Genomic DNA, 24,367 nt, shown 5'->3' on the forward strand with positions numbered 1-24,367 from the left:
ATTTCTGCGAATGACCCATCAATTTTCTGTATTTTCTTCAGATCCTCAGGCGTCGGAACAGATGCCCGATGGCACCGTATTGGCCTTTGATTTTGGTAAAAAACGGATTGGTGTGGCGGTAGGAAATAATGTACTGGGCGTTGCGCGGGCTTTGGTGACAATTGATACCGAAGTTACAGCGCGGCGTTTTGAAGCGATTGCTCAATTGATCGGTACCTGGCAACCAGTGATGCTGGTTGTGGGTTTGCCGCTGCACAGCGATGGCACCGAACATGAAATGACACAGCTGAGTCAGCGTTTCGCGCGACGCCTCGCAGGACGCTTCAATCTCAGAGTCATCCTGAAAGATGAGCGTTATACCAGTGAAATTGCCAGTTCAGAACTACGTCAAGCAGGAATTTCCGGCAGAAAGCAGAAATCGGTGTTGGATCAATGGGCGGCACAACAAATTCTTCAATCTTTCTTTGATGAACGACATGAAATTGCCTGATGCTGAATTAGTGTTTCAGAATCTCGCGAAGGAGATTCTATCTGCGGATAATAAGCTGTTTGCACTGGTTGGTATTCATACCGGCGGTGTATGGCTGGCCGAGAGGTTGCATCATGAAATGGCTGGTGCTTTGCCGCTGGGTACCTTGGATGTGTCTTTTTACCGTGATGACTTTGATAAGATTGGGTTGCATGCACAAGTTGAGCGATCAAAGATACCGTTTGAAGTGGAGGGCGCACACATTTTATTGGTGGATGATGTGCTTCACACAGGTCGGACAATTCGCGCGGCAATTAATGAATTATTTGATTATGGACGTCCTGCGAGCATTAGCTTGGCTGCGTTGGTTGATCGTGGAGGAAGGGAATTGCCGATCGCTGCGCAATATACAGGCGTGGAACTTGCCATTCCGGCAGATAAGATGCTGGAATTGCAACGGGATAAAAGCGGCAGGCTGAATTTGGTTTTGTATGACAAGAGCTCGGCGGAATGATCAATAGGAATCCGCAACTGGACGAAAATGGCGTGCTCCAGCACCTGCTGACAACGGAGGGACTGCCTGCAGCCATCCTATTGCATATATTGGATACCGCTGAATCCTTTGTCGGAGTGACTGAGCGTGACGTCAAGAAAATCCCTTTATTACGTGGTAAATCAATCTTCAATCTATTCTTCGAGCCGAGTACGCGAACGCGGACGACCTTCGAAATTGCTGCGAAGCGCTTGTCGGCGGATGTGATCAATCTCAACATTGCAGTATCGGCGCAATCCAAGGGTGAGACCTTGCTCGACACTGTCAACAATCTGTCCGCCATGAATGCAGATATGTTTGTGGTGCGCCATTCTCAGAGCGGCGCCGCACATTTGATTGCAAAACATGTCCAATCTGATATTCATGTGATCAATGCCGGGGATGGCAGTCATGCACATCCTACGCAAGCCTTGTTGGATATGTTCACGATACGTCGCTATAAGCACAATTTTCGCAACTTGCGCGTTGCGATCATCGGCGACATTCTGCATTCGCGCGTAGCGCGCTCGCAGATTCATGCGTTGACTACCTTGGGTGTACCCGAAGTGCGCGTGATTGCTCCCAAGACTCTGTTGCCAAAAATGGTGGAGCGTCTGGGCGTGCATGTGTATCACGATATGGCCAAAGGATTGAAGGGTATCGATGTATTGATGATGCTGCGCTTACAAAATGAACGCATGAAAGGTGCAAATCTGCCCAGTGCTGAAGAATATTTTAAATATTATGGACTTACTCCTGAAAAATTAGCCCTTGCGAGAAGCGATGCGATCGTCATGCACCCCGGGCCGATGAATCGTGGTGTAGAGATTGATTCGGCGGTTGCCGATGGAAGGCAATCGGTGATTTTGCCTCAAGTGACCTTTGGTATTGCGGTACGCATGGCTGTCATGTCAATTTTGGCCGGTAATCAAGCTTAACGTCAGTTCATGAAAATACATATTAAAAATGGGCGTCTGATTGATCCCAAGAATGGTGTGGATGCGGTTCAGGATTTATTTGTTGCAAAAGGTAAAATCGTGGCGATAGGACATCCGCCCAACGAATTTCAAGCCAGTCGTGTCATTGATGCGCAGTCGTTGATTGTATGTCCAGGATTGGTTGATTTATCGGTACGGCTGCGTGAGCCGGGACTGGAATATCGTGCAACCCTGGAGTCTGAGATGAGTGCAGCGGTTGCCGGCGGTGTAACGAGTATTGCTTGTCCGCCGGATACGGATCCGCCGCTGGATGAACCTGGGCTGGTGGAAATGCTGAAGCATCGTGCCAAAAACCTGAATCAAGCGCATGTTTATCCGATTGGAGCGCTTACCCAAGGCTTGAAGGGCGAACGTCTGACAGAAATGGCCGAACTGTATGACGCGGGTTGCGTGGTATTCGGCCAACCAGATGGCTTGTTGCCTAATCTGCGCGTATTGATGCAAGCTATGCGATATGCTTCTACATTCGATTTTAGCGTGTGGTTGCGTCCGCAAGAAATCAGTTTGACCGGAGATGGTGTGGCGCACGACGGCGAAGTAGCTACGCGGCTGGGTTTGCTGACAGTACCTATATGTGCGGAAACGATCGCTATTTCGAATATCATTCTGTTGACCAAGGAAATTGGTGTCAAAGTGCATTTGTGCCGAGTGTCCAGCGCTGAAGGGCTTGCCATGATCCGTGCGGCGAAGCAGCAAGGATTGCCTATAACCTGTGATGTTACGGTTAATCATTTACATTTGTCCGATATGGACATTGGTTTTTTCGATTCGAATTGCCATCTGATGCCACCGCTACGCAGTTCGAGTGATCGAGAAGCGTTGCGGCAGGGTCTGATGGATGGGACGGTTGACGCCATTTGTTCCGATCATGCCCCCGTCGATGAGGATGCGAAGTTACTGCCATTCGCACAATCGGAGATTGGTGCGACAGGAGTGGAATTGTTGTTACCTCTCACGCTAAAATGGGGCGCAGAAATGCGTCTTTCGCTATCTAAGGCGGTAGCAAAAATGACATCGGAGCCTGCCCGGATATTGGGCATCAATGCGGGGCATTTATCGATCGGGAGTTCAGCGGATATCTGTATTTTTGATCCTGATCATTACTGGAAAGTGACTCCCATGGCGATTCTGAGTCAAGGGAAAAATACGCCTTTCATGGGTATGGAATTACCTGGTCGTGTTAGGTATACGTTGGTAAACGGTCATATCGTGTATGAACAATGAAGATTGATGTACGAATGCATCAGAATGTAACGCAATGTGTTTTTAATTGATACTTGGAGCAGCATGTCTAATCCATTACTAGACTTTTCCGGCTTACCTCATTTTGCGGAAATTAAGAATGAGCATATTACGCCGGCGATTGAGGTTCTGTTAACAGAAAATCGAACAGCGGTTGAAAGGGTGAAAGCCGATGAGCGGATTCCAGCCTGGGATACTTTTGTGCAGCCTATGGTGGATGCCAGTGAGCGGTTATCCCGCGCATGGGGGCAGATATCGCATTTGAATGCGGTAATGAACAGTGCGCAGTTACGGGAAATTTATAATGAAAATTTACCGTCGATTACTCAGTTTTATGCTGAAATGTCCCAAGATCTGACCTTATTTGAAAAATTCAAATTGTTACGCTCGAGTGCAGAATTTGATGCGCTGTCGCCGGCGCGGAAAAAGATTATCGATAATGAGTTGCGCGATTTTCGTTTAGGCGGCGCCGAACTGCCAGCGGATAAAAAGCAGCGTTTCTTGGAGATTCAAGAAGAGCTATCGAAGCTATCATCAACATTCAATGATAATCTGCTGGATGCCACCAATGCTTTTTCCCTTTATGTTGAAGGTACTGAAACTGTAGCCGGCATTCCAACTGACGTGCTGCAGGCAGCTCTGGAGCAAGCTAAGAATGATGGTAAATCAGGTTGGAAGTTTACGTTGCACATGCCGTCCTATTTGCCTGTGATGCAGTATGCCGACAATCGTGATTTTCGTGCGCAAATGTATCGTGCCTATGCAATAAGGGCCAGTGAGTTTGATAATCAGGCTGGATCAGATCGGGACAATATGCCGCTTATCAACAAGATATTGCAACTGCGTCGTGAAGCAGGGCAAATCTTGGGTTATCAGAATTATGCCGAAGTTTCGTTGGCCACGAAAATGGCTACATCGCCGCAGCAAGTTCTCGATTTTCTGAAAGAATTGGCAATCAAAGCGAAACCTTATGCGATGAAAGATTTGCAGGCGCTTCAGCAATTCGCTGCCGAAAAATTGAACCTTCAAACGCTTGAGGCATGGGATCTTGCCTATGTGAGTGAAAAACTGCAGCAAGCACGCTATGATTTTTCCGATCAGGAAATCAAACAGTATTTCCCCGAGGGAAAAGTGTTGGCGGGCATGTTTCGATTAGTGGAAAAAATGTATGGAATTCAAATTTCTCAAGTTGCTGCAGCGCGAAAAGTGCAGTATTGGCATCCGGACGTTAAGTTTTTCGATATTCATGATTCCAACGGGCAGTTAATCGGGCAGTTTTATCTTGACCTGTATGCGCGGTCGAGTAAGCGAGGTGGAGCTTGGATGGATGAAGCGATTGCGCGCCGCCGAATCGATAATATGAATGCTGAAAAAGACGATATACAGATTCCGGTTGCATATCTTACGTGCAATTTTTCTGCGCCCGTCAAAGTCGATGGTCAATTGCGGCAAGCTTTGTTCACGCATAATGAAGTGATCGTGTTGTTTCATGAATTTGGCCATGGATTGCACCATCTGTTGACAAAAGTTGAGGATTTAGGCGTTTCCGGCATCAATGGTGTCGAATGGGATGCGGTGGAACTGCCAAGTCAGTTCATGGAAAATTTCTGCTGGGAATGGGATGTACTCACTACCATGACGCAACATATCGAAACGGGAAAATCATTGCCGCGTGCGCTTTTCGATAAGATGATCAAGGCGAAGAATTTTCAGAGTGGGTTGCAGATGCTGAGACAGATTGAATTTGCGTTGTTTGATATGCATGTGCATTTCGATTTTGATCCGAATGGAGATAAGACGGTGCTGCAACTTCTGGAAAATATTCGCAAAGAAATTGCGGTTATTGTGCCGCCGGACTTTAATCGATTTCCGAACAGCTTCGCACATATTTTTGCCGGAGGATATGCGGCTGGATACTACAGCTACAAGTGGGCAGAAGTGCTTTCGGCTGATGCTTACAGCATGTTTGAAGAGACAGCTTCGGATGGCGTCGTGAACGCCGCTACCGGTTCTCATTTCTTGGAAGAAATCCTGGCGGTGGGGGGGAGTCGTTCGGCGCTTGAATCGTTCATTGCATTTCGAGGACGCGAGCCGGAGTTGGATGCTCTGTTGCGTCACAATGGAATGGAAACGGCCTGAAACTCTGGGAAAGGTTATGAGCAACGAGCAGCACAAGGCGCAGCTGGATGAGAGAATGCTACCTTCTGAATGCTTATGTGTATATGTGTATTCTAAACCGTATGCGTGATGTGAGGGTGCGGCGTACCGGAGCGCGTAGGCGTTTTAGTAAATTTTTAACCCACGCTACATGCATTGAGTTGCAGTACATTTAAAGTACCGATCATCATCTGTCGTATAGCACATAAACTTGCGAGTGAATGATTCGAAGGTTTGACTGTTAGTATAGGGGAAGTTGCTTTTTCCAGAAATGAATCAGGCCTGCGGCTGGGTGTAGTATTGAACCTATTTTATAATTGTGGCAAGATCCGCTGAACTTTTATGAAGAAACAGAAGAATATGATTAATTTTATTCGTTACAAAGCTGCTGTGCTGGTATGTTGTTTGTTATTAATTGGTTGTGCTTCAACAGCAACAAAAAACCAGAATGGCCCCAATGATCCACTCGAACCCATGAATCGTGCCGTTTTTAATTTTAACGAGATGGTTGATAACAATGTACTCGAACCTGCTGCGAGAGGGTATAAGTGGGTGATGCCCGATCCGCTTGAGCTAGTAGTGGGCAATTTCTTCTCGAATCTTAATGATGTCGTGGTGTTGGGTAATTCTATTCTGCAATTGAATTATGAAAGCGCATTGGCCAGCGGAGCGCGGATATTCGTGAATACCACATTCGGGCTTTTTGGTCTGATTGATATTGCAAGTGATATCAGTGCTGCCAGTGACGTTAATCTGAATAAGCGCAATGAGGATTTCGGTCAAACATTAGGTCGGTACGGCGTCGCCAGCGGACCTTATATCGTGTTGCCTTTCCTCGGACCAAGCTCGATTCGGGATACCTTTGGAATTGCGGTGGATAGCTTCTTCATGGATCCGGTTACCCAAGGTGTTACGGGGGTCTTCCTAAAAAATGTGAGTTACCTCAACTCAGTATCTCTGCGTTTACCCGTTGCAACGGCGAGAACGCTCCATACCCGCGCGCAATGGTTGGATACCGAGAAAACTGTCGATGAAGCTGCATTGGACAAATATGAATTCATGCGTGATGCGTATATTCAACGCCGCATCAGTTTGATTAATAACTCAGATACTCCGGAAACCAAATAGCCGTAAAGGATTGATTAGGTCCATATCTCTTCAATCATCCTTTGTTTCAAAAATTAAAGTGGCACATTGATTAAAAGAAGTTTTATTGATCAATGTGCTATTGTCATTATTAAGCCATTGAATAAGAATGAGAAAAATCGCTATGCAGGCAATTGAGCAGTGACTGTCGTGCATTGAGAAGTAATTGCAGGTATGAAATTGCTTCATAGAGAAACAATCCCAGTAAATCAAATTGATGCTGGAAATGAAAAAAACAGCGCATCGGATTTCGGAAAAGGAATGCGGAGATTTAAGTATGAATAATCCAATCATCATTGTTGGCAGTGGACTGGCAGGCTATGCGGTAGCCCGCGAATTGCGCAAGCTCGATGCAGAAACCCCCATTATCATGCTAACGGGAGATCATGGTGGATTCTACTCCAAGCCCATGCTGTCAAATGCATTATCATCAGGTAAGATGCCTGAATCCATTCTCAATGGCGATGCTGCACAGATGGCATCACAATTGAAAATCTCTATCCGCCCTCATTGTCGTGTTGCTGCGATCAATCAACAGAAACAAACGGTGACATTAACCGATGGTGAAGAAATATCGTATGATCATGTGGTTTTGGCACTCGGTGCTGATCAAGTGCGTTTGCCATTGTCGGGAAGCGGAGTCGAAAAGATACTCAGTGTTAACGACCTCGATGATTATAAAAAATTTAGAGGTGAGCTGGGTGACAAAAAAAGAATCAGCATCATTGGTGCCGGGCTGATTGGCTGTGAGTTTGCGAATGACCTAGCAGCAGCTGGTTATCAGGTGGATGTGATCGATATCAGCGCGCAACCGCTTGGACGCCTCTTGCCACCCGAAGGAGGAGCATTCTTACGTCAAAAGTTGGAAGCTGTTGGAGTGGTGTTCCATTTGAACACTTCTACGCAATCCATTGAACAAGAAAATGGACATTTGCGACTGACCTTTGCCACAGGATCGTCGATTGAGTCGGATCTCGTATTATCTGCAGTAGGATTGCTTCCTCGTACTCAACTGGCCGCAGCGGCGGGTATTAAAATCAATCGCGGTATCGTGGTAAACCGCATGCTACAAACTCAATTCGCAAATATTTATGCTTTGGGTGATTGTGCTGAGGTTGAAGGTAAGGTATTACCTTTTGTGCTACCAATTTCGCATGCGGCCCGCGCTTTAGCCGCGACACTTGCCGGTACTCCAACGCAGGTGAAATATCCCGCTATGCCTGTGATCGTGAAGACACCCGCTTGTCCGACTGTGGTCTCGCCGCCTGATTTCAGCATCAAGGGTGAATGGCATGTGGATGTGGATCAGGAGGGTGTGAAAGCACTGTATCGAGATGAGGTTGGAAATTTATTGGGATATGCATTATTAGGTACGGCAGTGAAAGAAAAAAATAATTTATCAGCTCAATTACCGCCAATTTTGAAGTAATGAACATTTCGAGCTTTTAACGATCTAGTTGTAAATTAACCATTGTATTAACTACGGGTATTGTTAGCGATGAAATTTTTTTTCGATCTGTTCCCTGTTTTCTTATTTTTTGTAGCTTTCAAAGCATATGATATTTTTGTTGCGACGGCTGTTGCGATAGCGGCAACGATTGCACAGATTGGTTGGCTTCGATTTCGTCAGCATCAGATTGATAAAATGATGTGGGTCAATCTTGCTATTATTGTCGTTTTTGGTGGCGCTACTTTAATCTCTCAAGACGAAACATTCATTAAATGGAAGCCGACCGTTCTATATTGGTTGATGGCAACGGTTTTGTATATGTCCAATCAGTTTTTCAGAAAAAACTTGATTCAGGCAGTGCTCGAAAAACAAGTAGTACTGCCATCATTCATTTGGGATAAGCTCAATCTTAGCTGGGTAGGGTTTTTCCTATTGATGGGAGGACTCAATCTGTATGTTGCCTTTAGCTTTCCGGTCGATAGCTGGGTCACTTTCAAGCTGTTCGGTTCAACCGGCCTGATGCTGATTTTTATTATTCTGCAGGTGATGATGTTAGGAAAATACATCAAGGAAGCCTCTACAGAACTGATTGACACTCAATCTGGGAATGAACAACATGATTCAACAGAAAAAATTAGCAAATAACGGTTAGGCGAGTATGACGATGTTATATGTAATCAATGGTACCGATGTTCCTGACAGCCTGGAGAAAAGAATGGCTGTTCGTTCCGAGCATCTGAAAAGAATTCAAGCGTTGCAAGAAGCAGGGCGGTTAATCCTGGCAGGGCCATATCCCGCCATCGATAGTCAAGATCCTGGGGCGGCAGGTTTTTCCGGTAGTTTGATAGTAGCGGAATTCGAGTCTCTGGAAGCGGCACAAATGTGGGCGAATGCTGATCCTTATGTTCACTCCGGTGTATACCAGAATGTGACTGTCAAGCCTTTCAAGAAAATACTGCCCCCGTAGATCAAAGTTATTTTGCGGTTTATCAATCGCATCAGAACGCTTCTTAATCATGAAAATATGCAATCATTCACGTCTTTCAAGTTGAGGATGGTATACTTTCCGAAAGTGGCTATACGCGAATGAGTATAATTTTATCCATATCATAAAAAAGGAAATTCCATGCGTTTGACGAAATTTTCGCAAGTAATGACAATTAGTATCTTGAGCTTGATGGCTTTGAGCGTTCAAGCTCAATCATCTGGAGTGGTGGCTAAAGTGAATGGTGTGGCAATTCCACAATCTCGATTGGAATTGATGGTGAAAGCAAGTGTCGCGCAAGGCCAAACTGATGGTCCAGAAATGAGAAAAGCGTTACGTGAAAATTTAATCGCTGAGGAAATTCTTGCGCAGGAAGCGACCAAGAAGAAATTGGACAAGGATTCTGATGTGATTGCGCAGCTCGAGATCGCGCGTCAGGCAGTATTGGTGAGAGCCTATCAGGCTGACTATATCAAGAAGAACGTTGTCAGTGATGAAACTTTACGCAAAGAATATGAAATGTTGAAAGTGCAAATGGGCGATAAGGAATACAAAGCGCGCCATATTCTAGTCGACAGCGAGAGTGTGGCAAAAGAAATTATTGCCAGTCTCAAGAAAGGCGGTAATTTTGCAAAAATCGCTGAAGAAAAATCTCTGGATGAAGGAAGCAAGGAAAATGGCGGCGAACTTAACTGGAGTCCTCCCGCCGCTTATGTCCGGCCTTTTTCCGAAGCTTTGGTGAAGCTCTCAAAAGGTAGCTTGACAGAACAACCTGTGCAGACCTCATTTGGATGGCATGTCATTCAATTAATGGATACTCGTCCGATGGAAGTACCGCCGTTCGAAGAAGTAAAACAGAATATCCAGCAACGCGTACTGCAACGCGAATTTGCGACCGTCGTACAAGAACTGCGCAGCAAAGCGAAAGTAGAATAATTGCAGTGTCTTAGCCCGGTAGAGAAGATGTTTAAGTGATCAGCAGGCTATCTTTTCTACTCGGGGCGCCAAGGCACAGAGTAACTCGTAGCTAGTTGTGCCTGCCCGCTGTGCCACCTCATCGACAGAGATTTCTTTTCCCCATAGGATGACAGGACTGTTGACCTGGACATCCTGAATATTCGTTAAATCCACCGTTAACATATCCATAGAAATACGCCCCAGTAATCGACTCTGCTGATTATTTACTAAAACGGGCGTGTTTGTGGGCGCATGCCGCGGATAGCCATCTGCATACCCACAGGCCACGATTCCGATCCGCATCGGACAATCGGCTTGAAATAATCCATGGTAACCTACTTTATCGCCAGCTTTGAGCTCATGTATCGCGATGATCTTACTGGTCAGCGTCATAACAGGTCGCAAATCCAGATCGGCTGCAGTCCGATCGGTAAATGGAGAAGCGCCATACAGCATGATGCCGGGGCGTACCCAGTCGGCATGGGATTGCGGATAACACATGATGGCTGCTGAGTTTGCGAGTGAACTGGGATGAGCGTGAGTGTGAACGACTTGCTGAAAACATTGAAGCTGTTGAATGACACTGTCGTGTTGGGAAGGATCGTCGGCACTAGCAAAATGAGTCATCAAAGTAATATTCTTGGAGCAGTGATTTTTCTGCAGTTGACCGATGATTTCTGAGACTTTTTCGGGCCGCAATCCTAAACGATTCATCCCTGTATTGATTTTTAAAAATAAATTTAGTTGAGGATGCCTGGATGCCAATAGCATGGCTATTTGTTCAGGGTGATGGATGACAGCACTCAAACGATACCTTTCAAATAGCGCCAGTTCTTGAGTAGAAAAAAAACCTTCCAACAACAGTATGGGTTGTTGATATCCTGCCTCGCGCAAGTTGATCGCGGCATCCAGTTCTAGTAATGCAAAACCGTCTACATTTGCTAGGGCTTGGGCGGTTTGCAAAAGCCCATGGCCGTAAGCGTCGGCTTTTACCACTGCCATCACGCGAGAATGTGGAGCATATTTGCGGACTATGGATAAATTGTGGGTCAGGGCAGAACGATCAATAAAAGCTTGGGTGGGGCGTGACATTAATTCTGTATCCTGAAATTGTGCGGGTGCGTGTATTATGCGCAAGAATTTTATGATAATCGAAAATTTAATTTGCTGAACTAAACTTTTATAGTTTGCAGCTTTGACAGCCAACGTAATATGCTAATCTCAGGTGCATAATGAAAGATTGACTACCCAGAGTAGGGGATATTGTTTTAATAAGTTAGAAAATAATAAGCTACGGAAACTTCGTGAAAAGTAATAAGCGGAGTGTCAGGAAAATCAGGTGAAAAAGCACAGCTTATGAGTGGTAAATGAGTATGTTGAGCTTGATTTCAACGCGCTATGACCGAGTACAGCAGTTTGAGTTTCCGTAGTGCCAGAGCTAAGAGTTTTTTATTACCTTGCAGGGAAATAACTTGGAACGTGGTTTTTATACGATTATGGCGGCGCAGTTTTTCTCCTCATTGGCAGATAATGCGCTGCTGGTTGTGGCGATTGCATTGTTAATTGACTTGCATGCGCCAGCATATCTGACACCTATGCTGAAGTTTGTGTTTGTCTTGTTTTATGTCATTCTGGCCCCATTTGTGGGAGCATTCGCGGATTCCATGCCCAAGGGCCGAGTGATGTTTATTAGCAATACCATCAAAATTACAGGCTGCGGTTTGTTATTCATGGCGATGCATCAATATATGGCACTGGCAGCTTACGCGGTTGTCGGATTGGGGGCTGCAGCTTATTCACCGGCTAAATATGGGATTCTGACTGAATTACTACCACCGGAAAAATTGGTTATTGCCAATGGATGGATCGAAGGATTGACGGTTGCGTCAATCGTGCTCGGAACTGTCCTGGGAGGCATTCTCATTACGCCTGCCGTTGCGAGCGTATTGTTGATAATGGATATTCCCTATGTGGATACAGGTATCGATAATGCACTGGAAAGTGGCATTCTAATCATTGCCGTAGTCTATTCGATCGCAGCTTTGTTCAATCTTCATATTCCCAATACCGGTGTGGATCATCGCATTCCCAAGAAGAATCCACTTTATCTCTTTCATGAGTTCAGCCACTGCGTTAAATTATTATGGGCAGATAAACTGGGGCAAATTTCTCTTGCGGTGACAACGCTGTTTTGGGGAGCCGGCGCGACACTACAATTCATTGTATTGAAATGGGCCGAAGTGGCATTGGATTTGCCATTGAATCAAGCTGCTCAATTGCAGGGAGTGGTCGCGGTGGGAATCGCGGTCGGGGCAATTATGGCAGCTCGATGGGTTTCTCTGCGTCAATCCGTGAAAGTGATTCCATTGGGAATTGCTATGGGAATTGTCGTTATGGTGATGACGCTCGTGACCAATGTATGGATTGCGATTACTTTGCTGATGATTATTGGCGGATTGGCGGGATTTTTTGTCGTGCCGATGAATGCGTTATTACAGCACCGTGGACATATTTTGATGGGTGCTGGCCATTCAATTGCGGTTCAGAATTTCAATGAGAATCTGAGCATTCTGGCAATGCTGTCTCTCTATGCACTATTAATATTGTTTGAAGTGCATATTTATTCAGTCATTGTTGCGTTCGGATTATTTGTTTCTGTGATGATGGCCTTGATCAAACGATGGCATTCCCTTAATCAAAGCAAGGAAGATTCATTGCATTTGATTGGTGCGAAGAAACTTCATTAAATTGATGGGATTAACCTCGCCTCGGAGTGGGCTCATCCTTTCAAGGATTTCATAATAGATACTGCAAAGCATAAGTCTTTCCATGCTTTGGCTTTTTCTGAAAGTGCGCGTAACAGATAGGCTGGGTGATAAGTAACAATCAACGGTGTACCGGAATAATCATGCACTTTTCCTCGCAAACTTGAAATACTGTCATCACTTTGGAGAAGATTTTGCGCGGCGACTTTTCCTAATGCCACGATGAGTTTGGGTTTGATGAGCTGGATTTGTCTCGTCAGATATGGCTCGCATTGTTTGGCTTCGTTGAGCGTAGGATTTCTATTGTTAGGCGGGCGGCATTTTACAATGTTGGTGATATAGACCCGATTACCTCGTTTGAGTTTGATGGCTGCCAGCATTTGATCCAGTAATTTCCCCGCTTGGCCCACAAAAGGCTCACCGGTGGCATCTTCTCTAGCGCCTGGCCCTTCGCCGATGAACAACCAATCAGCATGCTCATCACCTACACCAAATACTGTTTGTGTACGCGTCAGACTCAAAGGACATGCAACACAGGTGGATACCGTCGATTCGAGGGATTTCCAGTTCATCTGAGGAATTCCGAGCGCAGCGGCTGAATCGTTTTCTGAGCGTGGCTGAGAAGTCGAATGTTTATGCTCGTCCAATTCAGCTGTTATCAACTCACCTTGCTTCGGATGAGTTGATTTGCTGCGCCATACGGGGGCAAGGTCTAATTCTTTTAGAATCTTTTTTCGGCGATTACTCATAGTATTAATTGCATAACCAAAGCATCTTCACGTCCGCACATGGCGGGATAGTAACCTTTGCGTGTCGCAATATGTAGGAATCCCATGTGCTGATAAAGTTGCGCCGCACCGACATTAGATTCCCTCACATCGAGAAAAATTGATTTTGCAGCTTCGTTTTGTGCGTGCTGGATGAGATGTTGCAATAATTTTTTACCCCAGCCTTGTTTTTGCCAGTCTGCCGCGATGCCGAGCGTGAGGACATGAGCTTCTTCAGGGCTCATCATCATAATTCCGTAACCAATGAGGGTATTGATATGCTCCAGAACCTGGCAAACATAGCCGGCTTTGATCGAATCTGCAAAATTTCCGGGGGACCATGGGAATAGAAAGATTTCTCGCTCGATGAGAATGATGCGTTCCAAATCGAATGACTGCATGTTTCTAATTTGAACTGAGGGAGATAATGAAATGCTCATCGCTCACTTTCCTTGAGTGCGACTTTGTTGCGAAGATAAATCGGGGCAGCATTTATCGGATCGGTGACGGAAGGGCTACTGGCAAATTTTAATGCCGCGAGCTGAGCAATTTCTTTGGCCCGAGGATGAATGCCAGTGTGGATAGCATGAAGTTGTTCTTGATAGTGTTCTGATAATTGTTGAGTATAGAGATCGAAACCACTACCGCAGCCAATCCAGTCATTGCCTTCAAGTAACGGAGCATGAGTGGGAGAGCACAATGTGGGTTCGCTGATGATTTTCCATTCATGATTGGCGTATTTTGAATAGGCAGCATGATAAATTTCGTTCATGCGTGCATCCAAAGCCACAATGATGTTTGGTTTCCCCAGTTGCTGCGCAACTGCTTCGAGAGTGTTGATCGCTAAAATGGGAAGTTCGCTTGCGTAAGCCAACCCTTGCGCAACTCCGCACGCAACGCGCACACCAGTAAATGAACCGGGACCGGCGCCAAAACCAATCGCATCAATTTGCTGCAAATTCAATCCCGTCTCTGACAAAAGCGCATCTATCATGGGTAGAAGAATTTCGGAATGCCGGCGCTCAGCAAGTTCTTCCTTATGAAAGGATTGTCCTTCCAAATCGAGGGCAGCTGAACAGAATTCAGTGGAAGTTTCAAGGGCAAGAATTTTCACGATCGTATCAGAAAGAGTCCGTTGCAATATTTTCCATTAATTTCATCAAGCTTGACTGATATCAGTAAGTTTCAGAAAGGTAACGCGCAACCATCAAGCCAGACGAAAGCAGGTGAAAAACATAGTTCACTTACTAAGTGAGCATTTTGAGCTGATTTTAACGCAGCATGACGGAGTGCAGTAGTTTTTCAGAGTTTCTTCAAATGCCATTGGTCGAGCGCAACATATTGAACTCCTCTGATCGTCTGAAGGGATTGAGTCAAGCGCCATTCATCAATGGGCCATCGAATGGAGTTATTCAGATCGATATTGGCTGGACGAACTGCATTTCGGATAAGTGTTATATGTGGCCTATAAGTACGCTTGTCGAAAACGAAGCCTGCGGCGGACAGAGATTTTGTCAATGAATCCACCAGCAAAAACAGTTCTGCAGGAAACTGCTTTGCTTGTATATAAACGATCCGATTGTGTTTCCAGTAGCGAATTTCGTCTAAATTCAACTCAAACGATTTTGCTGAGACATCGTTTGCAATTTGACGCAGCTCTGCAATTCGATCTGGCGTGATATTTCCCAGGAATAGCAGTGTGAGATGAATATGCTGTCGTGTTATTTTGCGGCCAGCACACAGGGGTAGCAAGGCTGTGGCTTGATCGGCTAACAATGACTGAACGGTTTTATTGGGGAAAATGGCAAAAAATAAGCGAATGAACTTAGTGTTTTCACTTGGGTGATTACTATTGGTCAACTTGATTTTCCAAACGATCGATCAAACACACTACTTCGGCCACAATCCCTTCCTGGCGCCCTACGGCACCAAGACGCTCGGCTGTTTTGGCTTTGATGTTGATATTGTTGATGGCGGTTTTCAGGTCCTGGGCAATATTCATTCTCATTGCGGGAATATGAGGAGCCATTTTGGGGGCTTCGGTAATAATGGTTGCGTCAATATTGACCAGTGAAAAATGATGACTTTCAAGTAAACCCTGTACATTACGTAACAGCACGCGACTATCAATATTCTTATAGCGTGGATCAGAATCGGAAAAATGTTGACCGATATCTCCCAATGCTGCAGCTCCCAATAATGCATCACAAATCGCATGCAATAGAACATCAGCATCCGAATGACCGAGTAAACCCTTTTCATAGGGAATTGTCACGCCGCCAATGATTAATGGACGACCTATTACTAATTGATGGACATCAAATCCTTGACCAATTCTCAGAGTATTCACGTATTCTTCCTTTCTTGTAATATTAATTCTGCTAAGGATAAGTCTTGTTGATAGGTAACTTTGAAGTTATAGCTATCGCTGAGCACCAGTTTAGGACGAAATCCCAACGCTTCGATTGCGCTGGCGTCATCGGTAATAGTAGTGCTCGCGGTCTGGGTCTGGTGAAGTGCTTTACTCAGCAGATGATAACGAAACATTTGCGGGGTTTGAGCTTGCCATAAATTTTCCCGCGATTCTGTGCAGCTTACATGCTGATCTTTATCGCTTCGCTTGAGCGTATCTGCAACAGGTACAGCTAGTAAGCCGCCGACTTCATCATTGGCGACTTCATGAATCAGCCTTCTGAGTTGATCTGAAGTTAAACAGGGTCTGGCAGCATCATGCACCAGGATCCAGTCATTCTCATCAATAAGTTTTTTATGTTTTGCTTCAGACAAGCCGTTGAGAACGCTCTGTGCTCGAGTATTCCCACCACATTTCAACATGGCTAATTTTTCTGTAAATTCCGACCAGTCATATTTGAACCATTCGTTATCGCCGGGTGCAAGTATCACCAGGATTTGTGAGATCTGAGGATCGTGATATAGAGTTTTAATCGCGTGATAAATCATGGGGCGATTATTTAATGTTAAGTATTGTTTGGGCAGTTCATGACCCATGCGTGAACCTGAGCCTGCTGCTGGAATTAGAGCAAAAAACTTGGACATGTTGAACTTTTTAAAGAATATCCGCTAGATGAATGGATTGCCGAAGCGCGAGTGTTTGAGAAATTGGCAAGTGTCGCATGATGCATGAATATTGAAGAATTCTGCACAATTATCAAATAAATTTACTTTTCGGAGAAGAGAATTTTGCTGGCGAGGCAGACGGAAGCTATCAAGGTTTGATTGCTTGAGCAGGTATAATTCAAAACTTATATTAAGTGAAAGGTGGAGAAATGGAAGTAGAACAAATTAACGCTATCTCAAGTCATCTACAAGATATGGAAAATCGGATCAATGAATTACGGAGGTTTCTTTGACTTCGATACAAAACAGGTTCGGCTTGAAGAGCTAACTCGGCTGCTTGAAGATCCCGCACTTTGGGATGACAGCAAGCGAACTCAGGAAATCAGTCGAGAAAAAAAACTATTAGAAAGTACGGTAGTTACTTTGAAAACGATTGGGCATCAATTACAAGATGCTCAAGAACTATTTCAGATTGCCAAAGATGAATCCGACGATGAGACGCTTATAAGTATTGCCAAGGATGTCAGTACGGCAGAAAAAGTGATAGCAGATTTGGAATTTCGACGAATGTTTTCCGATCCGATGGATCCGAATAATTGCTTTGTGGATATCCAGGCGGGTTCTGGCGGAACCGAAGCGCAGGATTGGGCCGCAATGCTGGAGCGTATGTATTTGCGATACTGTGAGAGACAGGGTTTTGAAGTTGAAATTCTGGAGGAGTCTCCGGGGGATGTGGCCGGTATCAAAAGTGCTACATTCAAGGTGTCTGGTGAATATGCGTACGGTTATCTCCGCACAGAAACGGGTGTGCATCGTCTAGTCAGGAAGTCACCCTTTGATTCGGGGAATCGCCGCCATACATCATTTGCAAGTGTGTTTGTTTATCCAGAAGTGGATGACACAATTGAAATAGAGATCAATCCAGCAGACTTAAGAATAGATACGTTTCGTGCATCCGGAGCAGGAGGGCAGCATATTAATAAAACGGATTCTGCGATACGTATTACTCATAATCCAACCGGTATCGTCGTGCAGTGCCAGAGCGGACGTTCCCAGCATCGCAACAAAGCGGATGCGCTGGCGATGCTCAAATCCAGATTATATGAAGCAGAACTGCGCAAACGTAATGAAGAAAAACAGGCCATGGAAGAAACGAAAACCGATATCGGGTGGGGGCATCAGATTCGTTCATATGTATTGGACCAATCCAGAATCAAGGATCTACGCACGAATTTGGAAATTGGTAACACGCAAAGTGTGTTGGACGGTAACTTGAATGCTTTCATAGAAGCAAGTTTGAAACAGGGGGTAAATTAGATCACGTAAATATGTGGTGGAGTTTTCAAAGTTGCAATGAAGGTTTAATTTTTAAGATTTCAGGTTTTGAAAATTTGTATTTCAGTGGTAGATATAATTAATGGTTTGTTTTAAAAACAAGAAAAATTGGTCTTGAACAACTATTCAAAGACAGTCAGAAAATTAAATAGAAAAAGGCTTGACCCGGAATTTTTAGTCTGTATAATCTCGTTCTTCTCTGCTGAGCGACATTTAGTAAACAGCAGAAACGCTCTTTAAAAATACAATCGATAGGTGTGAGTACTTAATAAAAAATGAATTGAATATAATTCATAATTATATAAATACTCGCAAGAAATTAGATTTTTCATTAAATCAAAACGTCAAGCGAGAGTTTTAACGGATTTAAACTTAAGAGTTTGATCCTGGCTCAGATTGAACGCTGGCGGCATGCTTTACACATGCAAGTCGAACGGCAGCACGAGTGCTTGCACTTGGTGGCGAGTGGCGAACGGGTGAGTAATGCATCGGAACGTGTCTTAAAGTGGGGGATAACGCATCGAAAGATGTGCTAATACCGCATATACTCTGAGGAGGAAAGTAGGGGATCGAAAGACCTTACGCTTTGAGAGCGGCCGATGTCTGATTAGCTAGTTGGTAAGGTAAAGGCTTACCAAGGCGACGATCAGTAGTTGGTCTGAGAGGACGACCAGCCACACTGGGACTGAGACACGGCCCAGACTCCTACGGGAGGCAGCAGTGGGGAATTTTGGACAATGGGCGAAAGCCTGATCCAGCAATGCCGCGTGAGTGAAGAAGGCCTTCGGGTTGTAAAGCTCTTTCAGTCGAGAAGAAAAAATTATGATTAATAATTATAATTGATGACGGTATCGACAGAAGAAGCACCGGCTAACTACGTGCCAGCAGCCGCGGTAATACGTAGGGTGCGAGCGTTAATCGGAATTACTGGGCGTAAAGGGTGCGCAGGCGGTTTTGTAAGTCAGATGTGAAATCCCCGGGCTTAACCTGGGAATTGCGTTTGAAACTACAAATCTAGAGTGTGGCAGAGGGAGGTGGAATTCCATGTGTAGCAGTGAAATGCGTAGAGATATGGAAGAACATCGATGGCGAAGGCAGCCTCCTGGGTTAACACTGACGCTCATGCACGAAAGCGTGGGGAGCAAACAGGATTAGATACCCTGGTAGTCCACGCCCTAAACTATGTCAACTAGTTGTTGGGCCTTAATAGGCTTGGTAACGTAGCTAACGCGTGAAGTTGACCGCCTGGGGAGTACGGTCGCAAGATTAAAACTCAAAGGAATTGACGGGGACCCGCACAAGCGGTGGATTATGTGGATTAATTCGATGCAACGCGAAAAACCTTACCTACCCTTGACATGTTAGAAAGATTTCAGAGATGAAATTGTGTCCGAAAGGAAATCTAAACACAGGTGCTGCATGGCTGTCGTCAGCTCGTGTCGTGAGATGTTGGGTTAAGTCCCGCAACGAGCGCAACCCTTGTCATTAATTGCCATCATTTAGTTGGGCACTTTAATGAGACTGCCGGTGACAAACCGGAGGAAGGTGGGGATGACGTCAAGTCCTCATGGCCCTTATGGGTAGGGCTTCACACGTAATACAATGGCGCGTACAGAGGGTTGCCAACCCGCGAGGGGGAGCTAATCTCAGAAAGCGCGTCGTAGTCCGGATCGGAGTCTGCAACTCGACTCCGTGAAGTCGGAATCGCTAGTAATCGCGGATCAGCATGTCGCGGTGAATACGTTCCCGGGTCTTGTACACACCGCCCGTCACACCATGGGAGTGGGTTTCACCAGAAGCAGGTAGTCTAACCGTAAGGAGGGCGCTTGCCACGGTGAGATTCATGACTGGGGTGAAGTCGTAACAAGGTAGCCGTAGGGGAACCTGCGGCTGGATCACCTCCTTTCTAGAGAATTTTATTGAGTACTCACAACCTATCGATTGTGCATGAGTTGAGCTAAGAGCTAATTGCATTGAAGTAATGTATATTAGCGAGAATAATTAGGGTCTGTAGCTCAGTTGGTTAGAGCACACGCTTGATAAGCGTGGGGTCGGTGGTTCAAGTCCACCCAGACCCACCAACAGAAAAGGGGGTGTAGCTCAGCTGGGAGAGCACCTGCTTTGCAAGCAGGGGGTCATCGGTTCGATCCCGTTCACCTCCACCAAAATTATTGTTTTTGTTTGTTCATACTCATAAAAGTTTTTTGTTCTTTAAAAATTTGGAAATAAATTTTATTGTATATCTATATACCGTTAGTTATTTTTTTTGGCGTGTATGTTTTTGTATAATAAATATTGGGTTAGATTGTATCTCAAGAAGTAAATTAGTTTCTATAATTTTGTTTTAAGTTTATAAAATTATAGGATCAAGTGAATAAGTGCATGTGATGGATGCCTTGGCGATTACAGGCGATGAAGGACGTGGAAGTCTGCGAAAAGCTTCGGGGAGCTGGCAAGCAAGCTATGATCCGGAGATATCCGAATGGGGAAACCTGACTCTTGCTTAATTGGTTTGGATTCAAATAATCAATTAAGCAAGAGTCGACCTTAGCTGAATATATAAGTTAAGTGTTGCGAACCTGGAGAACTGAAACATCTAAGTAACCAGAGGAAAAGAAATCAACCGAGATTCCCAAAGTAGTGGCGAGCGAAATGGGAAAAGCCTTCAATATTTAGCATATAAATTAATCGAATTATCTGGAAAGTTAAGCCATAGTAGGTGATAGCCCTGTAGATAAAAATTTATATGTAGAACTAAGATTGAGAAAAGTAAGGCGGGACACGTGAAATCCTGTTTGAAGATAGGGGGACCATCCTCTAAGGCTAAATACTCGTAATCGACCGATAGTGAACTAGTACCGTGAGGGAAAGGTGAAAAGAACCCCGGAAGGGGAGTGAAATAGATCCTGAAATCGCATGCATACAAACAGTGGGAGCTGAATATTCATATTTAGTGACTGCGTACCTTTTGTATAATGGGTCAGCGACTTACATTCAGTAGCAAGCTTAACCATATAGGGGAAGCGTAGCGAAAGCGAGTCTTAATAGGGCGTCAAGTTGCTGAGTGTAGACCCGAAACCAGATGATCTACCCATGGCCAGGATGAAGCGAAGGTAACACTTCGTGGAGGTCCGAACCCACTAATGTTGAAAAATTAGGGGATGAGCTGTGGGTAGGGGTGAAAGGCTAAACAAATCTGGAAATAGCTGGTTCTCTCCGAAAACTATTTAGGTAGTGCCTCATGTATCACCTTTGGGGGTAGAGCACTGTTATGGCTAGGGGGTCATTGAGACTTACCAAACCATTGCAAACTCCGAATACCAAAGAGTGCGAGCATGGGAGACAGACATCGGGTGCTAACGTCCGGTGTCGAAAGGGAAACAACCCAGACCCTCAGCTAAGGTCCCAAAGACACAGTTAAGTGGGAAACGAAGTGGGAAGGCATAAACAGTCAGGAGGTTGGCTTAGAAGCAGCCATCCTTTAAAGAAAGCGTAATAGCTCACTGATCGAGTCGTCCTGCGCGGAAGATGTAACGGGGCTCAAATTGTGCACCGAAGCTAGGGATTTACAATTTTGTAAATGGTAGGAGAGCGTTCCGTAAGTCTGTGAAGGTGATCTGTAAAGATTGCTGGAGATATCGGAAGTGCGAATGCTGACATGAGTAGCGATAAAGGAAGTGAAAGGCTTCCTCGCCGAAAACCCAAGGTTTCCTGTGCAACGTTCATCGGCGCAGGGTGAGTCGGCCCCTAAGGTGAGGCAGAAATGCGTAGCTGATGGGAAACTGGTTAATATTCCAGTACCTTTGTTCAATGCGATGTGGGGACGAAGAAGGTTAGCTAAGCCGGGTGTTGGATGTCCCGGTTTAAGCGTGTAGACATGCTGTCTAGGTAAATCCGGATGGCTTAGTTGAGGCGTAATGACGAAACACTCTTAGGAGTGCCAAGTTAGTGATACCATGCTTCCAAGAAAAGCCACTAAGCTTCAGTTGAATAAAGACCGTACCGTAAACCGACACAGGTGGGTAGGATGAGAATTCTAAGGCGCTTGAGAGAACTCAGGAGAAGGAACTCGGCAAAATAGCACCGTAACTTCGGGAAAAGGTGTGCCCTTTGTATGTGTAGCGCTTCGCGCGCGAAGCAGAATAGGGTTGCAATGAAATGGTGGCTGCGACTGTTTAATAAAAACATAGCACTCTGCAAACACGAAAGTGGACGTATAGAGTGTGACGCCTGCCCGGTGCCGGAAGGTTAAATGATGGGGTGCAAGCTCTTGATTGAAGCCCCGGTAAACGGCGGCCGTAACTATAACGGTCCTAAGGTAGCGAAATTCCTTGTCGGGTAAGTTCCGACCTGCACGAATGGCGTAACGATGGCCACACTGTCTCCTCCTGGGACTCAGCGAAGTTGAAATGTTTGTGAAGATGCAATCTCCCCGCGGCTAGACGGAAAGACCCCGTGCACCTTTACTGTAGCTTTACATTGGATTTTGATAACATTTGTGTAGGATAGGTGGGAGGCTTTGAAGTGAATTCGCCAGAATTCATGGAGCCGACGTTGAAATACCACCCTGATGTTGTCGGAGTTCTAACCTAGGTCCATTATCTGGATTGGGGACCGTGTATGGTAGGCAGTTTGACTGGGGCGGTCTCCTCCCAAATTGTAACGGAGGAGTACGAAGGTACGCTAGGTACGGTCGGAAATCGTGCTGATAGTGCAATGGCAAAAGCGTGCTTAACTGCGAGACTGACAAGTCGAGCAGATGCGAAAGCAGGTCATAGTGATCCGGTGGTTCTGTATGGAAGGGCCATCGCTCAACGGATAAAAGGTACGCCGGGGATAACAGGCTGATTCCTCCCAAGAGTTCATATCGACGGGGGAGTTTGGCACCTCGATGTCGGCTCATCACATCCTGGGGCTGTAGCCGGTCCCAAGGGTATGGCTGTTCGCCATTTAAAGTGGTACGTGAGCTGGGTTTAAAACGTCGTGAGACAGTTTGGTCCCTATCTGCCGTGGGCGTTGGAAATTTGAATGGACCTGCTCCTAGTACGAGAGGACCGGAGTGGACGCACCTCTGGTGTACCGGTTATGACGCCAGTCGTATCGCCGGGTAGCTAAGTGCGGAAGAGATAACCGCTGAAAGCATCTAAGCGGGAAACTTCCCATAAGATAAGATTTCCCGAGGGTTAAACCCTCCTAAAGGTTCGTCGAAGACTACGACGTTGATAGGTCGAGTGTGGAAGCATAGTAATATGTTAAGCTAATCGATACTAATTGACCGTGAGACTTGATCCTATAATTTTATTAATTTACTGAATAATAGAAATTCATTATTTGTCTATCTAACCCGATTAAACAATGATACTGGTTACGCTTGGCGGCCATGGCACTTTGGATCCACTTCTTCCCATCCCGAACAGAATAGTGAAACGAAGATGCGCCGATGATAGTGTGCAATCGCATGTGAAAGTAGGTTACCGCCAGGCACTCATACTAAAGCCCCTTGTTACGATAAGGGGCTTTTTTTATATATAGAAAATTAGTATGTTAAATTTAATCTTTTATAAGTTAATTACAATAAGCTAAATCTAAAATGTAGTAATTAAGATGGCCTGTTGAAAAAGCTGATTTATGTCTGGGCGGGTTTATATAGAAAAAGTTTGGGCATGCACTTAAAGTAAACTAGATAATTTTGTGCGCTCAATATTTCTTTTCTGAGATACGGATATCTTCTTAGATACCAATAAATATCAAGTAATTGTTTAATGATTCGCTTAATATTCTGGGCCATTGCGGTCATCAGAGCTTGAATCGATACTTTCTGTAAACCACGATAACGGGCGCGCCTTAGTCCGTGGAATTGCTTGGCTTCAGCGAATAACCCTTCTATCGTCCACTTTCGCAATATCATCTTGGAGATAAAGGCCCTGGTTTCCTGCCGTGCACGAACCTTATCGATTTCATGCTGATGTAGACTACGGTAGACAAACCGAGCTCTGCTTTTGGCTGAATCGGGTAAGCAATCTGCTCGCCTGCTGCATTGGCGACAGTACCCGCCAGTGATTCGGTATCGTTTGATCAGCCCGTTATCCAATTTCTCATACGGATCTGGCATCAGGATCGGTATCCTCGCGCTTCACCAAAGAATTCATGGAGGCGTTAGCTTTCACGAGCGTCGCATCAGCAACAATTTGCTTGCCGGTGAATCGACCTTGTTTTGCCATTGCAGCAATATCAGTTTAAATATTTGTCGGTATCTGGATTCTCCCATCCTGTCCCGTATACGGATTAATAGGAGGGATGCGGTACAGGCAGGTCAAGGGAGAGTCGACAAAACCAGCAGTATGCCAAATTCAAGTGGATATCACGGCAAAGCTGACGGTCAGACTCAATCCCAAACAGATAACTGATCAATTGCATCCGAAAAAACAATACCGGATCAATGGAAGCTCGTCCATTGTCCAGATAGTAGAGTTCTCCTGTCAGGTC

The 24,367-nt window shown here is 45.3% G+C and carries 21 protein-coding genes, 2 tRNA genes, 3 rRNA genes and 1 pseudogene; 17 read left to right on the plus strand and 10 right to left on the minus strand.

Annotated elements, in window-relative coordinates; all coding sequences use genetic code 11:
* Positions 1–10: 10 nt before the first annotated feature.
* The 10 genes from ruvX to ABF87_RS11135 all read left to right on the plus strand — a co-directional run bounded on the left by ruvX (position 11) and on the right by ABF87_RS11135 (position 9,915).
* Positions 11–490: a Holliday junction resolvase RuvX gene (ruvX, locus tag ABF87_RS11090; RefSeq protein ID WP_205012691.1), complete on the plus strand. Its 480-nt coding sequence runs from the start codon at positions 11–13 to the stop codon at positions 488–490.
* Positions 477–983 (plus strand): bifunctional pyr operon transcriptional regulator/uracil phosphoribosyltransferase PyrR, encoded by a 507-nt coding sequence (pyrR, locus tag ABF87_RS11095; protein ID WP_160829188.1) that lies wholly within the window; start codon positions 477–479, stop codon positions 981–983. Before ruvX ends, pyrR begins: the two co-directional genes overlap by 14 nt.
* On the plus strand, positions 980–1,939 hold the full coding sequence (locus ABF87_RS11100; protein ID WP_160829189.1) for an aspartate carbamoyltransferase catalytic subunit: 960 nt from the start codon (positions 980–982) through the stop codon (positions 1,937–1,939). The genes pyrR and ABF87_RS11100 overlap by 4 nt, the downstream gene beginning before the upstream one ends.
* A 9-nt stretch (positions 1,940–1,948) precedes the next feature.
* Complete coding sequence (locus ABF87_RS11105; protein WP_160829190.1) at positions 1,949–3,223, plus strand: dihydroorotase; 1,275 nt, start codon at positions 1,949–1,951, stop codon at positions 3,221–3,223.
* A gap of 63 nt (positions 3,224–3,286) precedes the next feature.
* Positions 3,287–5,380 (plus strand): M3 family metallopeptidase, encoded by a 2,094-nt coding sequence (locus tag ABF87_RS11110; protein WP_160829191.1) that lies wholly within the window; start codon positions 3,287–3,289, stop codon positions 5,378–5,380.
* 378 nt (positions 5,381–5,758) lie between these two features.
* Positions 5,759–6,526, plus strand: a complete 768-nt coding sequence (locus tag ABF87_RS11115) for a VacJ family lipoprotein (RefSeq protein ID WP_160829192.1) — start codon at positions 5,759–5,761, stop codon at positions 6,524–6,526.
* A 295-nt stretch (positions 6,527–6,821) separates the two neighbouring features.
* Positions 6,822–7,973, plus strand: coding sequence for an FAD-dependent oxidoreductase (locus ABF87_RS11120; protein WP_160829193.1), 1,152 nt, complete (start codon positions 6,822–6,824; stop codon positions 7,971–7,973).
* Positions 7,974–8,042: 69 nt separating this feature from the next.
* Positions 8,043–8,639: a septation protein A gene (locus ABF87_RS11125; protein ID WP_160829194.1), complete on the plus strand. Its 597-nt coding sequence runs from the start codon at positions 8,043–8,045 to the stop codon at positions 8,637–8,639.
* A gap of 19 nt (positions 8,640–8,658) precedes the next feature.
* Positions 8,659–8,961: a YciI family protein gene (locus ABF87_RS11130; RefSeq protein ID WP_160829212.1), complete on the plus strand. Its 303-nt coding sequence runs from the start codon at positions 8,659–8,661 to the stop codon at positions 8,959–8,961.
* Positions 8,962–9,120: 159 nt separating this feature from the next.
* Positions 9,121–9,915 carry a peptidylprolyl isomerase gene (locus tag ABF87_RS11135; protein WP_160829195.1) on the plus strand — a complete coding sequence of 265 codons (795 nt, stop codon included), beginning with the start codon at positions 9,121–9,123 and terminating at the stop codon, positions 9,913–9,915.
* Positions 9,916–9,954: 39 nt separating this feature from the next.
* Here ABF87_RS11135 and alr read toward each other — a convergent pair whose 3' ends face one another.
* Positions 9,955–11,028: an alanine racemase gene (gene alr / locus ABF87_RS11140; protein ID WP_160829196.1), complete on the minus strand. Its 1,074-nt coding sequence runs from the start codon at positions 11,026–11,028 to the stop codon at positions 9,955–9,957.
* Between the two features lie 380 nt (positions 11,029–11,408).
* On the opposite strand from alr, the gene lplT reads away from it, so the two are divergent.
* Positions 11,409–12,683, plus strand: a complete 1,275-nt coding sequence (gene lplT / locus ABF87_RS11145; RefSeq protein ID WP_160829197.1) for a lysophospholipid transporter LplT — start codon at positions 11,409–11,411, stop codon at positions 12,681–12,683.
* Positions 12,684–12,715: 32 nt separating this feature from the next.
* On the opposite strand, the gene ABF87_RS11150 is transcribed toward lplT, so the two are convergent.
* The 6 genes from ABF87_RS11150 to ispD form a co-directional block, all read right to left on the minus strand.
* Positions 12,716–13,450: a uracil-DNA glycosylase gene (locus ABF87_RS11150; protein ID WP_160829198.1), complete on the minus strand. Its 735-nt coding sequence runs from the start codon at positions 13,448–13,450 to the stop codon at positions 12,716–12,718.
* Complete coding sequence (gene rimI, locus ABF87_RS11155; protein WP_345789909.1) at positions 13,447–13,854, minus strand: ribosomal protein S18-alanine N-acetyltransferase; 408 nt, start codon at positions 13,852–13,854, stop codon at positions 13,447–13,449. The genes ABF87_RS11150 and rimI overlap by 4 nt, the downstream gene beginning before the upstream one ends.
* Before the next feature lie 50 nt (positions 13,855–13,904).
* Positions 13,905–14,582, minus strand: coding sequence for a tRNA (adenosine(37)-N6)-threonylcarbamoyltransferase complex dimerization subunit type 1 TsaB (gene tsaB / locus ABF87_RS11160; RefSeq protein WP_160829200.1), 678 nt, complete (start codon positions 14,580–14,582; stop codon positions 13,905–13,907).
* A 188-nt stretch (positions 14,583–14,770) separates the two neighbouring features.
* Positions 14,771–15,328, minus strand: coding sequence for an RNA 2',3'-cyclic phosphodiesterase (thpR, locus tag ABF87_RS11165; RefSeq protein WP_160829201.1), 558 nt, complete (start codon positions 15,326–15,328; stop codon positions 14,771–14,773).
* Entirely contained in the window at positions 15,318–15,818 is a 501-nt protein-coding gene (ispF, locus tag ABF87_RS11170; protein ID WP_160829202.1) for a 2-C-methyl-D-erythritol 2,4-cyclodiphosphate synthase, read from the minus strand. The genes thpR and ispF overlap by 11 nt, the downstream gene beginning before the upstream one ends.
* Positions 15,815–16,525, minus strand: coding sequence for a 2-C-methyl-D-erythritol 4-phosphate cytidylyltransferase (gene ispD / locus ABF87_RS11175; RefSeq protein ID WP_160829203.1), 711 nt, complete (start codon positions 16,523–16,525; stop codon positions 15,815–15,817). Before ispD ends, ispF begins: the two co-directional genes overlap by 4 nt.
* 230 nt (positions 16,526–16,755) lie before the next feature.
* Here ispD and prfB point away from each other — a divergent pair.
* The 6 genes from prfB to rrf all read left to right on the plus strand — a co-directional run bounded on the left by prfB (position 16,756) and on the right by rrf (position 23,364).
* Positions 16,756–17,863, plus strand: a protein-coding gene (gene prfB / locus ABF87_RS11180) for a peptide chain release factor 2 (RefSeq protein ID WP_160829204.1) whose coding sequence is annotated in 2 segments (ribosomal slippage) — positions 16,756–16,836 and positions 16,838–17,863 — 1,107 coding nt in all. Because the reading frame shifts where the segments join, the coding sequence is not laid out codon by codon here.
* 386 nt (positions 17,864–18,249) lie between these two features.
* A 16S ribosomal RNA gene (locus ABF87_RS11185) occupies positions 18,250–19,787 on the plus strand.
* A gap of 98 nt (positions 19,788–19,885) precedes the next feature.
* Positions 19,886–19,962 (plus strand) — tRNA-Ile (locus ABF87_RS11190).
* A gap of 8 nt (positions 19,963–19,970) precedes the next feature.
* A tRNA-Ala gene (locus ABF87_RS11195) sits at positions 19,971–20,046 on the plus strand.
* 199 nt (positions 20,047–20,245) lie between these two features.
* Positions 20,246–23,173 (plus strand): 23S ribosomal RNA (locus ABF87_RS11200).
* Between the two features lie 78 nt (positions 23,174–23,251).
* Positions 23,252–23,364, plus strand: a 5S ribosomal RNA gene (gene rrf, locus ABF87_RS11205).
* Together the 16S, 23S and 5S rRNA genes with 2 tRNA genes alongside form the textbook arrangement of a ribosomal RNA operon.
* A gap of 143 nt (positions 23,365–23,507) precedes the next feature.
* Here the strand turns inward: rrf and ABF87_RS11210 are convergent.
* The 3 genes and pseudogenes from ABF87_RS11210 to ABF87_RS11215 form a co-directional block, all read right to left on the minus strand.
* Positions 23,508–23,993, minus strand: coding sequence for a transposase (locus ABF87_RS11210; protein WP_160829205.1), 486 nt, complete (start codon positions 23,991–23,993; stop codon positions 23,508–23,510).
* Entirely contained in the window at positions 23,977–24,102 is a 126-nt protein-coding gene (locus tag ABF87_RS15325; protein WP_275689465.1) for a hypothetical protein, read from the minus strand. Before ABF87_RS15325 ends, ABF87_RS11210 begins: the two co-directional genes overlap by 17 nt.
* 79 nt (positions 24,103–24,181) lie before the next feature.
* A pseudogene (locus ABF87_RS11215) lies at positions 24,182–24,367 on the minus strand (transposase); the annotation flags it as partial.

The organism is Nitrosomonas sp. JL21 (assembly GCF_009833095.1).
Classification (GTDB): domain Bacteria; phylum Pseudomonadota; class Gammaproteobacteria; order Burkholderiales; family Nitrosomonadaceae; genus Nitrosomonas.